Below are 14,394 nucleotides of genomic sequence, written 5' to 3' on the forward strand. Positions count from 1 at the left end.
ACTCCCGCCCGCCGCGCGCGCTACGGTGGACCCGCTCGCCCGGCTTCCTCGGCAGGCAGGTCCGGGTTCACCGCTGCCCTGAGGCCGGTGACACGGGCATCACACACGCACGAGGTGGGGGCGCAACAGCACCATGGCACAGGGCACGGTCCAGGTGACACACACCGGCACATCGCGGTGGCGGCGCCGCACAGGTGAATATGCCTCCCTCACCGCAGCCCTGGAGGCCGCAGCCGAAGGGGATGTCCTCACGGTCGCGCCGGGCACCTACCGGGAGAATCTGGTCCTGGACCGCGCGGTCACGCTGCGCGGCCCCGAGGGTTCGTCCGGTTCCGTGCGCATCGCCCCGGTCGACGGTGTGCCACTGACCGTCCGCGCCTCCGCCGTCGTCTCGGACCTCCATGTCGAGGGGCAGGACTCGACCGCCCCGGCGCTGCTCGTCGAGGACGGTGCGCCGGACCTCGCCGATCTGCGGATCGTCACACGGTCGGCCGCGGGCATAGAGGTGCGTGGCACTGCACGGCCGACCGTGCGCCGCTGCACGGTCGACAATCCTGCCGGGGTCGGCATCGCCGTGCTCGACGGCGCCGGCGGCGCGTTCGAGCAGTGCGAGGTCGTCTCGGCCGGCCAGTCCGGCGTCTCCGTACGCAACGGCGCACACCCTCGGCTGGAACACTGCCGGATCCACCACGCGTCCGGGGCGGGGCTGCTCGTCGCCGGCGACGGCAGCGGTCTGGAGGCCGTCGGCTGCGAGGTGTACGAGGTCAAGGGAAGCGGCCTGCAGGTGACCGCCCGAGCGGCCGCCAGCCTCACCGACTGCACGGTTCACCGCACTTCGGCGGACGGGATCACACTCGACACCGACGCCGTCCTGACGCTCGCCGACTGCGACATCCACGACATCCCGGAGAACGCGGTCGATCTGCGTTCCCGTTCGGTCCTCACCCTGACCCGCTCCACGGTGCACCGGTTCGGCCGCAACGGGCTGTCGGTCTGGGACCCCGGCACCCGTGTCGACGCCAACCAGTGCGAGATCCACGACAGTACGGGCGACTACCCGGCGGTCTGGGTCAGTGACGGGGCGACCGTGATACTGGACTCCAGCCGGGTCCACGACGTACCGGACGCCATCTTCGTGCTCGACCGGGGGTCGCGCGCCGATGTGGTCGACAGCGACCTCACCCAGGTCCGCAACACCGCGGTGTCGGTGAGTGACGGGGCGACCGCACAGCTCGACGACTGCCGTATCCGGGAGGTGTCCACGGGTGCCTGGTTCCGCGACCACGGCAGCGGCGGCACCCTGAACAACTGCACCGTCGACGCGGCACAGACCGGAGTGATCGTCACCAAGGGCGCCGACCCGACGATCGAGCGCTGCACGGTCACCTCGCCGGCCGAGGCCGGCTTCTATGTCTCCGCCGAGGGGCGCGGCACCTTCCACAGCTGCCGGGTCACCGGAAGCGAGGGCTACGGCTTCCATGTGATGGACGGCTGCCGTACGACGCTGACCCGTTGTCGCACCGAGCGGTGCGCCCGCGGCGGATACGAGTTCGCCGAAGGGGGCAGCGGTGAGGGTGCCGGCCCCGTCGTGGAGGACTGCACGAGCGACGAGAGCGCACTGCGCACCCCCGCTCCCCCGGCCCCGGCGGTGCTGACGGCGACCCAGTCGTCGCCCGGGCTGCTCGGCACGGTGCCCGCGCCCCGCGCCATGGAGCCCGCGCCCGCCCAGGTGCCCGCCGCCGCACCGGTTCGCACCTCGGACGCCGTTCTCGCGGAGCTGGACGCGCTGGTGGGTCTGGACAGCGTCAAGCGTGAGGTGCGGGCCCTGACCGATATGATCGAGGTCGGCCGCCGCCGTCAGCAGGCCGGGCTCAAGGCCGCGTCCGTCCGGCGCCATCTCGTCTTCACCGGCTCGCCCGGCACCGGCAAGACCACCGTGGCCCGGCTCTACGGCGAGATCCTCGCCGCGCTCGGGGTGCTGGAGCGGGGGCATCTGGTCGAGGTGTCCCGGGTCGATCTGGTCGGCGAGCACATCGGCTCGACCGCCATCCGCACCCAGGAAGCCTTCGACCGGGCGCGCGGCGGGGTGCTGTTCGTGGACGAGGCCTACGCCCTGTCGCCCGAGGACTCCGGCCGCGACTTCGGCCGGGAGGCCATCGACACACTGGTGAAGCTGATGGAGGACCACCGGGACGCGGTGGTGGTCATCGTCGCCGGGTACACCCGCGAGATGGAGCGGTTCCTCACCGTCAACCCCGGTGTCGCGTCCCGTTTCTCACGCACCATCACCTTCAGCGACTACGAGCCCGCCGAGCTGCTGCACATCGTCGAGCAGCAGGCCGAGGAGCACGAGTACAGCCTGTCCTCCGGTACCGGGGAAGCACTGCTGAAGTACTTCACGGAGCTACCCAAGGGCCCTGCCTTCGGTAACGGGCGCACCGCCCGGCAGACCTTCGAGTCGATGGTGGAGCAACATGCGGGCCGGGTCGCCCAGCTCACCGCGCCGAGCACGGACGACCTCACACTCCTCTACCCGGAGGATCTGCCGGAGCTCCCCTGAGGAGAGCCTGTGGGATGGCCTCCGGTCGGCCGGATTCCGCCCGTCCTGCCGGGGGCCTTCGGGGTCCCCCCGGCTCCTGCCCCGTCGGCCTGGCGCGGCAGTACGGGTGTCAGCCGCTCCAGCAGTGCGGCCCGCTCCTGGGCGAAGACCGGGTCGGCCTGGTAGTCCGAGTGCCCCCGTACGGGTTCGAGCAGGGGGTGCTCGGGGGTGCGTCCGTAGACCAGGGGGTCCTTCAGCGGTCCTCGGTCCACCTCGGGCCCCGGACCCTCGTCGAGCCGGACCCGTCCACCGATCGGGTCGGTGGCCCGCCAGAGGTTGCGCCAGCAGTGCACGGTGCGGTGCAGTTCGGCCAACGGTCCGGGGCCGAAGTAGGCAGGGAACCACCGCGCGTACAGCCGCTCGATGGGCGACCCGTAGGTGAGCAGCGCGACCCGGCTCCGGGCCCCGGCGGGCAGCTGCCAGACCGCGGACGCCGCGAGGACGCTGCCCTGGGAGTGGCCGGAGATGACGAGCCGGCCCCGTGTCCTTGCGGTCCACCCGGACATCCGGGACGCGAGATCGGGGACGGCACGCTCGGCGTAGCAGGGCGGGGCGAAGGGGTGGGCGGCACGCGGCCAGAACGTACCGACGTCCCAGAGGATGCCGATGGTGCGCCGGGCCGAGGCGTCGCGGTAGGCGCGGCGTCCCCAGGTCACGAAGAGCAGGAAGCCGAGTCCGATCAGCCAGGATCCGGTCGCCTGCGCCGTTTCGGCCACGGACTCGACGAAGGGGCCGCTTCCCTCCATCGCAAGGCCCGGCACCTCACCGCTCGCCCAGGCCCCGCCGACCGCCGCCGCACCGAGCAGCAGCGAGGCGCCCGCGACCGGCCCGAGGATCCAGGGTGCGGAGTCGGTGAGCGCTGCCGTGGCCCGGATCCGGGCGATCTGCCGGGTCCGGACGGGATCCGGCCGTGCTCCTGCATACTCCCCGTCGATCTCGGGTTCCAGGGCGCGAGCGGCGAGCCAGGTGCGCAGGAGCAGCAGGGCGGCGGGGACCGTCAGCAGCACCAGGAGCACCGGGATGACCGATGCCTGCCAGCTCAGCAGCACCGGCGGTCCCTCGATGACGGGGCTTCGCCCCATGCCCGGGGTGCCGGGGCCGTCGAGCCAGTCGGCGACGCGCTGGGCGACCCCGCCGGTCATGAGACCGCCGAGCGCACAGGCGAGCATGGCGACGGCGGGCCCGCCGAGTCCGCCCATGACGGTGCGGGGTTCGGGGGTCCGCCGGTACAGGCCCAGCGCCACCCCGACGAGGGCGACCACGAGCACCGCCTGGCCGAGCGTGAGGACGCTGAAGGTGATGTCACCGGACAGGGCACCCGCCGAGACCCAGGCGGGACGCGACCAGGCCGCGAACACGGAGGAGAGGACGAGCAGGGCCAGCGCCGCGCCCGGAAGCCAGGTGATCAGGGTGCGGTCGAGCCGGCTGTCGAGACGCCTCTCGCTGCGGCCGCGCCGGCAGACGGCCCAGAGCACGACGAGCGCACCCAGGACGAGCGCCGCCTCGATCAGCCGGCCGAGGATCGCGGGCACGGGTCCGCCGGCCGCACGGTCGTGGCGGGCCGCGGCGCCCGCGACCCAGGCGGCGACGGTGAGAAATCCGGCCGCGGTGTGGACGGCGCGCAGGCGTGCGACGAGGCGGCGCCCGTACCAGAAACCGGGCCTTCCGAGGGCCGGGCGGCCACCGGCGGAGGCGCCGGAGGTCCCGGGGTCGTGTGCGGGGCCGGGGCCGGAGTCGTCCGGCTCGTCCCAGGTGAGCGGGCGCTGTGATTCGTACGCGCTCCATGTCCGGTTGGACAGGAACCAGAGCAGGCCCACCAGGGCGGTGGGCACCACGGCGGCGAAGGCGAGCCTCCGGCCCGGCTGGGACCACCAGCCGCCCTGGTCCGTCGACAGGAAACCGAGCCAGGAGCGCCGGTTCGAGCAGTCCGGCACACCGGCGCACTGCCAGGCGGCCAGATCGAGTGCGACCTCGCAGGCGGCCGCGGTCAGCAGCACCGTGAGGCTGAGTGCGACGAGCCGGACGAGCACGCCGTACAGACGCACCGCGCGGGTACGGCTCCGGGCGGTGGGGCGCATCCAGTGGGCGAGGTTGACCACCATGAACGGCAGGAGCAGCAGCCACAGCGCCCGGGATCCGTTGCCGGAGGTGAGGTTGGACCAGCAGTAGGCCTCGGCGATGGGCCGGTCACCGTGCCGCTCCGGGCGCTGTTCGGCGTCCATGTCCACGGCGCGGCGGTAGACGGCGGCGGTTGCGTCGCCGGTCACCCGGACCGGACACGGATCGTCGAGCATGTCCTGGGGGGTCGCTCCGCCCACACCGTGGACGAGGAGCTCCAGCGCGGGCCCCGGACTCTGCGGACCCTGGGTGGCAGGTGGCACTGACGTGACTCGCTCTCTCGATCGCGGGAGGAGTGCTGATGCACCGTCACAAGAATCCCGGACGGAGACCGGTGCACGTACCGCTCTCACGGAATCTCCCCAGTGCAACGGCCGCCGACACCGCGTGGCAGGATGACAGCGTCGAAGAGAAGGTGCCAGGCAGCGGAAGGGGCCGTAGGGGCGTTGAGCGAGAATCAGAACCTGCTCGCGGAGCAGCGGCGCGCCCTGATCCTCGACGAGGTGCGCAGGCGTGGCGGGGTCCGGGTCAATGAGCTCACCCGCAAGCTCGGCGTCTCCGACATGACCGTCCGCCGGGATCTGGACGCGCTGGCGCGCCAGGGTGTGATCGAGAAGGTGCACGGCGGGGCCGTTCCCGTCGTGGAGGCCAGTACGCACGAGCCCGGTTTCGAGATCAAGTCGGCCCTGGAGCTGACCGCCAAGGAGGACATCGCGCGGGCGGCCGCGGTCATGGTCGCCCCGGGCAGCGCCATTGCGCTCTCGGGCGGCACCACGACGTACGCGCTCGCTCAGCACCTGCTGGACGTGCCGGACCTGACCGTGGTGACCAATTCGGTGCGGGTCGCCGATGTGTTCCACTCCGGACAGCCGTCACCGGCTGCGGGCGGCACGCGCGCCGGGGCCGCCACGGTGGTGCTCACCGGCGGGGTACGTACTCCGTCGGACTCACTGGTAGGCCCGGTCGCGGACCAGGCGATCGCCTCACTCCACTTCGACGTGCTGTTCCTCGGGGTGCACGGAATCTCGGTGGAAGCCGGACTGTCGACACCGAATCTGGCGGAGGCCGAGACCAACCGCCGTTTCGTCCAGTCGGCGCGACGCGTGGTGGTGGTCGCCGACCACACCAAGTGGGGCAAGGTGGGCCTGAGCTCCTTCGCGACGCTGGAACAGGTGGACACCTTCGTCACGGATGCGGGCCTGTCGGACGCCACCCACCAGGAGATAGCGGAGCATCTGCCGGGTCTGCTGGTGGCCGGCCGCAACGCGGCGGAGACCTGAGCCGTCCGCCGGTCCGGCGCGGGGAGCGGAGCGCGCGAGCCCAGCCCGAGCCGGCCGAGAGACCCTAGGATCTTGGTGTGGCCGTCTTCCGGATCGAGCGATCCACGCCGCTCCCCGCAGCCGAGTCATGGCGCCGGGTCACGGACTGGGAGCGGCATGCCGCGTATGTGCCGCTGACCGTGATCACCACTTCTTCCGGGCCGCCGACCCGGATCGGAAGCGTGTTCGTGGCGCGTACCGGAGTGGGTCCGCTGGGCTTCGACGATCCGATGCAGGTGGTGCGCTGGACGCCGCCCACGGCCGGGCGGGCGGGGCTGTGCCGACTGGAGAAGCGCGGTTCGCTGATCCGGGGCGGGGCGTCGATCAGCGTGCATCCGACGGATTCCGGATCCCATGTGGTGTGGGTGGAGGAGCTGACCGTCCGGCTGCTTCCGCAGTGGGCCGACCCGCTCATCGCCGGGCCGGGCCGCCGGGTCTTCGGCCGGGTTCTCGACGGCATGCTGGGCGGCCCTGCGCGGCCCTGCCCGTAGCGGGGCCCGGCCGGGCCGGTGGGGCGGGTGCGGGTGGACGTCCGGCGCGGCCCGTGTGCCGCCGTTCGCAGTACGTCCGCTCGGCGCCGCACGGCGCTGCGGTGCGAGACTCGGCGGATGACCGACGTGCACGGTGGTACGCAGCTGCGCTGTCTGGTGACCGGTGCCTCCGGGTACATCGGAGGCAGACTGGTGCCCGCGCTCCTCGACACGGGGTTCCGGGTGCGCGCACTGGCGCGGACCCCGCGGAAGCTGCGGGACCACCCGTGGGCGGATCGGGTCGAGGTGGTGGAGGGCGATGTCCGTGACGCCGCTTCGGTGCGGGCGGCGATGCGGGACGTGGACGTGGCGTACTACCTGGTGCATGCGCTCGGTTCCGGACCGGACTTCGAGGAGAGGGACCGCCAGGCGGCCCGGATCTTCGGGGAGCAGGCACGGGCCGCCGGAGTCGGCCGGATCGTGTACCTCGGCGGGCTCACGCCGGCCGGGGTGCCCGAGCGGGAACTCTCGCCGCATCTGCGTTCCCGGGCCGAGGTGGGGCGCATTCTGCTGGACTCCGGGGTTCCGACGGCCGCGTTGCGGGCCGCGGTGGTCATCGGATCGGGCTCGGCCTCGTTCGAGATCCTGCGTCATCTCACCGAGCGACTGCCGGTGATGGTCACCCCGAGCTGGGTCCGGACCTCGATCCAGCCGATCGCGGTGCGGGACGTGGTGCGGTATCTCGTCGGCTGTGCCGGGCTGCCGCCCGAGGTGAACCGTACGTTCGACATCGGCGGCCCGGACGTGATGACGTACCGGGACATGATGCGGCGGTACGCCGAGGTCGCCGGACTGCCGCGGCGGGTGATCCTTCCGGTTCCTGTCCTCACTCCGGGACTGTCCAGTCTCTGGATCGGCCTGGTGACACCGGTACCCCCGTCGATCGCCCGTCCGCTGGCCGAGTCGCTGCGCCACGAAGTGGTCTGCCGCGAGCGCGACATCGCCGAGTACGTCCCCGATCCGCCGGGCGGCCCCATCGCCTTCGAAGAGGCACTACGGCTGGCGCTCCAGCGGATCAAGGAGGCCCGCGTCGACACCCGCTGGTCGTCCGCCGCGGTGCCCGGCGCGCCCAGCGACCCGTTGCCCACGGACCCCGACTGGGCCGGCGGCAGCCTCCGCATCGACGAACGCGAACGAACGGTGCCGGTCGCCCCGGAAGCACTGTGGCGGGTCATCGAGGGCATCGGCGGCGAGAACGGCTGGTACTCCTTCCCCCTCGCCTGGGCCGTGCGCGGCTGGCTCGACCGGATCGTCGGGGGCGTCGGGCTGAGGCGTGGACGCCGGGACGCACAACGGCTTCGGGTGGGCGATTCGCTGGACTTCTGGCGCGTGGAGGAGATCGTCCCGGGTGAACTCCTGCGGCTGCGCGCAGAGATGCGGCTGCCGGGACTGGCCTGGCTCGAACTCTCGGTGGACCGGGACGAACAGGGGATGACGGTCTATCGGCAGCGGGCCCTGTTCCACCCGCACGGGCTTCTCGGTCACGCGTACTGGTGGAGCGTATGGCCCTTCCATTCAGTCGTGTTCGGTGGAATGGCCCGCAACATCACCGCGGCGGCGCATGCGGTCCCGCCGCGACGTGCCACCTGACGTCCCTGCCGGACCGGGGTGCCCGATACCCCGGTCCGGCAGGGAAGGCCGGTGCGCCTACCCGGAAGGGCAAGTGAACTCCGCCAGGAGCAACAGCACTTGAATCCGTCGATGTCGATGCGCAAGACCCCCTTTTCGGGCAGAAATGCATAACTGCCCTGCGTGCTGGTACATATGACGGATTGACAGCTATGGTGTGCGCGACGACTCCGTCCGCCGCAGACCGCACGGGAGGTGCGTAGCGTGGCACGCCGACTCCGTTCCGTGGGACTCGACTTCACCGAGACCGCACCCTTGCGGCTGGTCTTCGCCGCCGAGCTGTCCGCCCCTCCCGAAGCGGTCTACCGCGCCCTCGCCGAAGACGTGACGGGCTGGCCGACGTGGTTCACCTCGGTGACGGCGGCCCGCCCCACCGAGGACGGCGCGGGTCGTGAAGTCCGGCTCAGGGGCGGGACGGTGTTCCGCGAGACGATCGTGGCGGCGGAGGTCGCCGAACGCTACGCCTACCGGGTCGACGAATCGAACGCCCCTGGTCTGCGGGCCCTGTTGGAGGAGTGGTGGCTCACTCCGGCCGGGACCGGGACACGGGTGCGGTGGACGTTCGCCGCGGATGGTTCCGCACCGTTCCGGATCGCGCTGCGCCTGGGCCGGTCAGGGGTGGGCCGGGCGTTCCGGGACGCGGTGCGCACGCTCGACGGGCGACTGACCGAGCCCGCCGGCTGACAGCGACCACGGCCCGGTACCGCGGCTTTCCGTCCGTGCTATCCGGGCCAGTTGCCGTCGTTGAGGAAGGACGTGATGGCTTCCTCGTACGGGGCGATGTGCAGACCCTGTTCCTCCAGCCAGCTGTCGGAGTAGTACTTGTCGAGGTAGCGGTCACCGGGATCGCAGATCAGGGTGACGACGCTGCCGGTACTGCCCTGTTCGAGCATCTCGGCGACCAGTTTGAACGCGCTCCACAGCCCGGTCCCCGTGGATCCGCCCGTCCTCCTGCCTATGGCCTTCTCCAGGGCGCGCACGGCCGCGACACTGGCCGCATCCGGCACCTTCATCATCCGGTCGATGGCTCCCGGTACGAAGCTCGGCTCCATCCGGGGCCTGCCGATGCCCTCGATCCGTGAGCCGCGGTCACTGGTGGCCAGAGGGTTGTGCTGGGTCCAGCCGTCGAAGAAGCAGGAGTTCTCGGGGTCGGGCACACAGATCCGGGTGTCGAACTGCATGTAGTGCACATAGCGGGCGATGGTCGCCGAGGTGCCGCCGGTTCCGGCCGTGGCGACGATCCACGTCGGCTCCGGATAGCGCTCCAGTCTCAGCTGCTGGTAGATCGACTCGGCGATGTTGTTGTTGCCGCGCCAGTCGGTGGCCCGCTCGGCGTAGGTGAACTGGTCCATGTAGTGGCCACCGGTTTCGGCGGCCAGCGTGGCGGACTCCTCGTACAACTTCCGTGAGTCATCGACGAAATGACATCGCCCGCCGTGGAACTCGATCAGTCGGCACTTCTCGGAGCTGGTGGTACGGGGCATCACGGCAATGAACGGCACGCCGATCAGCTTGGCGAAGTACGCCTCCGAGACGGCCGTCGAACCACTGGACGCCTCGATCACCGGCTTGCCCGGACGGATCCAGCCGTTGCAGAGCCCATAGAGGAAGAGAGAACGCGCCAGCCGGTGCTTGAGACTGCCGGTGGGATGCGTCGACTCGTCCTTGAGGTAGAGGTCGATGCCCCAGGTCTCGGGCAGCGGGAAGCGCAGCAGATGGGTGTCGGCGGAACGGTTGGCGTCGGCCTGGACCTTGCGTACGGCTTCCTTGAGCCAGGCCCGGTACCCGGGGTCCGAGCGGTCGACGTCGCCGGTCGCCACGGCCCGGCCGACATGTCCGTGCTCATCGATGCCCATCGGCGCGTTCCTCTCGTGTCACCGGCTTCTCCCTCCCCACGATATTCCCCCCACCTGCAGAAACGATCACTTTGATGTTCCATAGCCCAGCCTTGGTGCCGCCGGGCGGAACACCGGCGTCCCGGCACCGTGAAGAGGAGATGTTCCGCCCGGACGAGGCCTGGCGCGTCGCTCCCGGCTTGTGCAGACTGCCATCAGAAGCGTGACGAAGGGGGCGAACAGGCATGCCGGAAACGGAGTTCAGCGCGACGGGGGTACGGATCGAGCGGTGGGCCCGCTCGCTCACGAGGGCGGGGCAGGTGATCGTCAAGGACGGCAGGCTGGCCCTGCTGACCAGTTACGGACGGGAGATCGACAGCGCCCCGGTGGCGGCGGTCAGTGCGGGCCGGCCGTGGTTCTTCGGAGCCGGGGCGGCCGTGGCGCGTCTCAACGGGACGCGGTACCGGCTCACGATGGGGCAGCGCAACAACGGCCCGGACAAGGCGGGGCCGGCCCTCAGGTTCCTCGCGGCACTGCGCAGTGCGGGCGGCCGGATGATCTGACGGGGATGGGGCCGGTGGACCACTGCGACTTGCGGAGCCGCGCCCGCCGGGTGACATTGGTCCCATGTCACCCATGGTCGACCGGCGGTGACACTGTGACCCGGCCCGCCGGGCCCGAATCAGCGGCAGCCATCCGCCGATTCCGTTCCCTCCGTCTTCTTCCGGACCTATTTCGGGGAGTCGCAGCCGTGATCAGCGAGCCAAGCAGGCACTGCACGGTGGAGCTCCAGGCCCTGCCGTCGAGGATCGGTCAAGTCCGCAGAATCGTTTCGGCACAGTTGCGCTACTGGCGTCTCGATCCCCTGATCGACCATGCGGCGCTCGGCGTCACGGAACTGCTGACCAACGTCCACCGGCACGCTCAGCCGGACAAGTCATGCACCGTCGAGATCGAGCTGCTGCTGGAACGGCTGACCGTGTCCGTCCATGACCACGACCCACGGCTGCCGACCGTTCGCGAGGCCGGCGCATCCAGCACGTCGGGCCGCGGGCTCGCACTGATTGCCGCGGTGAGCGAGAGCTGGGGGGCCCGTCCGAGAGGTGAGGCGGGGAAGGTCGTCTGGTTCACCCTTCCGGCGCCTCCCCCGTTCACCGCACGGCCGCTGCATGCGGTGTACGGAGCGATCACCGACGGACCGTTCGAACTGGACGCCGTCATCTACCTGGAGGGCCTGCCCCCCTTCGCCTCGCGGTCGGCCGACGTCGGCTGAAGGCTGCGCACCGCCCCGCGTCACGCGAGCGCGGCCAGCGGATCGTCCAACACCGGCTGCCAGGCCAGCTCCGCCGCCCCCACCAAACTGTTGTGGTCGAGCGTGCACGGCAGGATGGGCACACTTCCGCTGCGGCCCCACAGACTGCGGTCGGCCACCACCGCGCGCAGCCGCTCCGGATCCGCGTCCAGCAGGACCCGGTGCAGTCCGCCGAGGATGATGCGGTCCGGGTTGAGGATGTTGACGAGTCCGGCCAGTCCGAGGCCGAGCCGGTCGATCAGCTCCTCCGCCGCACCGCGCACCGCCGCGTCGTGGTACTCCGTACGCAGCAGATCGCCGGCCTGCTTGAGCAGCGACTCCTCCGGACCGGGTTCACGGCGGGCGGCGACGAGGAAGGCCAGCGGATCGGCCTCGACGTCCAGGCAGCCGCGACCACCACAGTGGCAAGGGCCACCCTCGGGGTTCACCGTGATGTGCCCGACCTCCATCGCGAGCCCCGAACTCCCCGTATGCAGACGGCCGTCGAGGACCAGGGCGCCACCCACACCGCGGTGGCCGGTCGCGACACACAGAAGATGCCGGGCCCCGCGCCCAGCACCGTGCCGGTGCTCCGCGAGCGCGGCGAGGTTGACGTCATTGCCGGCGAACGCCGGACCTGCGATCCCCGCCTCCCGCACACAGGCGGCGAAGATCTCGCGCACCGGGGCGCCGGCCGGCCAGGCGATGTGCAGCGGGTTGAGCGCGGTGCCCTCCGGTTCGGCGACCGCGGAGGGCACCGCGAGGCCCGCACCGACGCAGCGCAGGCCGCTGTCCCGAAGCAACCGGGCACAGGCGTCCACCACTTCACCGATGACCTGGGCCGGGTCCGCCGTGACGGTGACACAGCCGGGAGCGGTGGCGACGAGCCGTCCGCCCAGCCCGACGAGCGCGGCCCGGAACCCGTCGGCATGCACCTGCGCCGCGATGGCGACGGGTCCGGATTCCCGGATGGCCAGCCGGTGCGAAGGGCGGCCCTGCGAGCCGGCGGCGGAGCCCGGCCGGGAATCGACCCGGATCAGGCCGAGCGCCTCCAGCTCGGCGGCGACCGCACCGGCCGTTGCCCGGGTGACGCCGAGTTCGGAGGTGAGGACGGCGCGAGTGGGGGCGCGTCCGGTGTGGACCAGTTCCAGGGCGGGTCCGAGCGCGCTGCGGCCCCGCTCCAACTTTGTCCGGGTGGTGGTCACCTTGCCGTTCATGGGGGCGAGTCTCCCACGTTCCGGCACGGGGGCGATGCCGCGGTGGCGCACGGTCGGCCACGGTGGTACGCCGCGCCCGCAGCGCCGGTCCCCTTTCTTGCAACTGCCGTCGGTGAGCCCCTAAGGTGAATTTGTGCCGCAAGTAAACAAACTGCGGACGGCCCCACCGGGGGGACCGGGCGGAGACACCGCCCCAGCTTCCCCGGCCCGCCTCCGTGCCGCCCTGACCGCGCTCTTCGCCCTCGACGGCTTCCTCTTCGCCGGCTGGGTCGTCCGCATTCCGGCCGTCAAGCACCAGACCGGCGCATCGGCCTCCACCCTCGGCCTGGCCCTGCTCGGCATCTCTGCAGGAGCCGTCGTCACCATGATGTTCGCCGGCCGGCTCTGCCGGAGGTTCGGGAGCCGGCCCGTGACCGTCGGCTGCGGGGTACTCTTCCCGCTCGCCATCGCGCTGCCCGCGCAGACGCATTCGGCGCTCGCGCTCGGCCTGGTGCTGCTGGTCTTCGGCGCCGTGTACGGAGCGATGAACGTCGCGCTGAACAGCGCCGCCGTCGAGCTGGTCGCCGCCCTGCGACGTCCCGTGATGCCCGGTTTCCATGCGGCGTACAGCCTCGGCGGCATGCTCGGGGCCGGGCTCGGCGGACTGGTCGCGGGCACGCTGTCTCCCTCGGCCCACCTCCTCGCCCTCACCGGGATCGGACTGCTGATCACCGCTGTCGCGGGCCCGGCGCTGCTGCGCCACCCGGCTCCCCGGACGTCCACGGCCGCCGCGAACCGTCCCGGGCCACCGCGCCGGATGACGGCCCGGACCCGTCGGACGGTGCTGCTGTTCGGCGCGATCGCGCTCTGCACCGCGTACGGGGAAGGCGCGTTGGCCGACTGGAGCGCACTCCATCTCGAACAGGACCTGCACGCCGCTCCCGGCGTCGCCGCCGCCGGATACTCCCTGTTCGCCCTGGCCATGACCGCTGGCAGGCTGACCGGAACCGCACTGCTCGAACGGCTGGGGCAGACCCGCACACTCGTCGCGGGCGGTGTGACGGGAGCTGCCGGAATGCTCCTCGGTTCACTCGCCCCGACCTCCTGGCTTGCGCTGCTCGGCTTCGCCGTCGCGGGTCTGGGGCTGGCCAACATCTTTCCCGTCGCGGTCGGTCGTGCCGGCGAACTGGCCGGTCCGGGCGGAGTGGCAGCCGCGTCGACGATCGGCTACGGCGGAATGCTGCTCGGGCCACCCGCCATCGGTTTCCTGGCCGACTGGTTCTCGCTGCCCCTCGCGCTCACGACGGTGGCGGTACTGGCCGCCACAGCGGCAGTACTGGCGCACGCCGCACACGGCGCGACGACCCGCCCGTGAACGGCCTGCACGCCAGGACGACCACATGATTCATGAACACATGACCGACTGAGTAGAGGTACTCAGGCGGGTCCGGCTCCCAGGTCGCACGATGGACACATCAACCACCCACGGGGAGCAGACCATGCACGGGACCGGCACGTACCAGCAGCACCTCCGCACACTCGCACGCCTCACCTTCGGCAACGCCGCTTCGGTGATCTACCTCGGCGCGGTCCTGGCCACGGCGGTGTTCGTCACCGTGGACACGCTGTTCGTCGCACACCAGGACGCCTCCTTCGCGGGTGTCTGGCTGTTCTTCCTCGCGGCGCCCACCGTGTTCGTCTTCTTCGTCGGCGAATCGCTGTGGGGCACGGACACGGCCGGACCGGCCTGGCTCACCTGCGTCGCGCTCGTCGTGTCCGTACTGGTGCAGGCGCTGGCCCTCGGCTGGTTCGCACGGTTGCTGCGCCGGGGCGGCCGGTCCCGTTCCGTCCGGTCCCGGGGCGCCGCGGCCTGACAC

The 14,394-nt window shown here is 71.5% G+C and carries 12 protein-coding genes; 9 read left to right on the plus strand and 3 right to left on the minus strand.

Features of this window, described 5'->3' with window-relative positions:
• The first annotated feature begins 133 nt into the window (after positions 1-133).
• Positions 134-2,560, plus strand: coding sequence for a right-handed parallel beta-helix repeat-containing protein (locus tag AB0L71_RS12535; protein ID WP_365241455.1), 2,427 nt, complete (start codon positions 134-136; stop codon positions 2,558-2,560).
• Here the strand turns inward: AB0L71_RS12535 and AB0L71_RS12540 are convergent.
• Positions 2,530-4,980 (minus strand): hypothetical protein, encoded by a 2,451-nt coding sequence (locus AB0L71_RS12540; RefSeq protein ID WP_365241457.1) that lies wholly within the window; start codon positions 4,978-4,980, stop codon positions 2,530-2,532. The genes AB0L71_RS12535 and AB0L71_RS12540 overlap by 31 nt on opposite strands.
• 183 nt (positions 4,981-5,163) lie before the next feature.
• Here AB0L71_RS12540 and AB0L71_RS12545 point away from each other — a divergent pair, with 183 nt between their 5' ends.
• From AB0L71_RS12545 to AB0L71_RS12560, 4 genes are all read left to right on the plus strand, one after another.
• Positions 5,164-5,997, plus strand: a complete 834-nt coding sequence (locus AB0L71_RS12545; protein WP_365241460.1) for a DeoR/GlpR family DNA-binding transcription regulator — start codon at positions 5,164-5,166, stop codon at positions 5,995-5,997.
• 77 nt (positions 5,998-6,074) lie between these two features.
• Positions 6,075-6,527, plus strand: a complete 453-nt coding sequence (locus AB0L71_RS12550) for an SRPBCC family protein (RefSeq protein ID WP_365241462.1) — start codon at positions 6,075-6,077, stop codon at positions 6,525-6,527.
• A 117-nt stretch (positions 6,528-6,644) separates the two neighbouring features.
• The gene (locus tag AB0L71_RS12555; RefSeq protein ID WP_365241465.1) at positions 6,645-8,156 is read left to right on the plus strand and encodes an SDR family oxidoreductase; all 1,512 of its coding nucleotides are present in this window, start codon (positions 6,645-6,647) and stop codon (positions 8,154-8,156) included.
• 243 nt (positions 8,157-8,399) lie between these two features.
• Positions 8,400-8,879 carry an SRPBCC family protein gene (locus AB0L71_RS12560; RefSeq protein WP_365241468.1) on the plus strand — a complete coding sequence of 160 codons (480 nt, stop codon included), beginning with the start codon at positions 8,400-8,402 and terminating at the stop codon, positions 8,877-8,879.
• A gap of 38 nt (positions 8,880-8,917) precedes the next feature.
• Here AB0L71_RS12560 and AB0L71_RS12565 read toward each other — a convergent pair whose 3' ends face one another.
• Positions 8,918-10,051, minus strand: coding sequence for a PLP-dependent cysteine synthase family protein (locus tag AB0L71_RS12565; RefSeq protein ID WP_365241470.1), 1,134 nt, complete (start codon positions 10,049-10,051; stop codon positions 8,918-8,920).
• A 224-nt stretch (positions 10,052-10,275) separates the two neighbouring features.
• Here AB0L71_RS12565 and AB0L71_RS12570 point away from each other — a divergent pair, with 224 nt between their 5' ends.
• Together AB0L71_RS12570 and AB0L71_RS12575 are read left to right on the plus strand one after the other, a co-directional pair.
• A complete protein-coding gene (locus AB0L71_RS12570; protein WP_365241472.1) occupies positions 10,276-10,593 on the plus strand; it encodes a hypothetical protein in 318 nt (105 codons plus the stop codon).
• A gap of 188 nt (positions 10,594-10,781) precedes the next feature.
• The gene (locus AB0L71_RS12575; protein WP_365241475.1) at positions 10,782-11,303 is read left to right on the plus strand and encodes an ATP-binding protein; all 522 of its coding nucleotides are present in this window, start codon (positions 10,782-10,784) and stop codon (positions 11,301-11,303) included.
• 20 nt (positions 11,304-11,323) lie between these two features.
• On the opposite strand, the gene AB0L71_RS12580 is transcribed toward AB0L71_RS12575, so the two are convergent.
• Positions 11,324-12,538, minus strand: a complete 1,215-nt coding sequence (locus tag AB0L71_RS12580; protein ID WP_365241477.1) for an ROK family protein — start codon at positions 12,536-12,538, stop codon at positions 11,324-11,326.
• Between the two features lie 133 nt (positions 12,539-12,671).
• Here AB0L71_RS12580 and AB0L71_RS12585 point away from each other — a divergent pair, with 133 nt between their 5' ends.
• Together AB0L71_RS12585 and AB0L71_RS12590 are read left to right on the plus strand one after the other, a co-directional pair.
• Positions 12,672-13,892 carry an MFS transporter gene (locus tag AB0L71_RS12585; protein ID WP_365241480.1) on the plus strand — a complete coding sequence of 407 codons (1,221 nt, stop codon included), beginning with the start codon at positions 12,672-12,674 and terminating at the stop codon, positions 13,890-13,892.
• Between the two features lie 91 nt (positions 13,893-13,983).
• A complete protein-coding gene (locus AB0L71_RS12590) occupies positions 13,984-14,391 on the plus strand; it encodes a hypothetical protein (RefSeq protein WP_365241483.1) in 408 nt (135 codons plus the stop codon).
• The last annotated feature ends 3 nt before the right edge of the window (positions 14,392-14,394 follow it).

Source organism: Streptomyces sp. NPDC052052, assembly GCF_040680455.1.
Classification (GTDB): Bacteria; Actinomycetota; Actinomycetes; order Streptomycetales; family Streptomycetaceae; genus Streptomyces.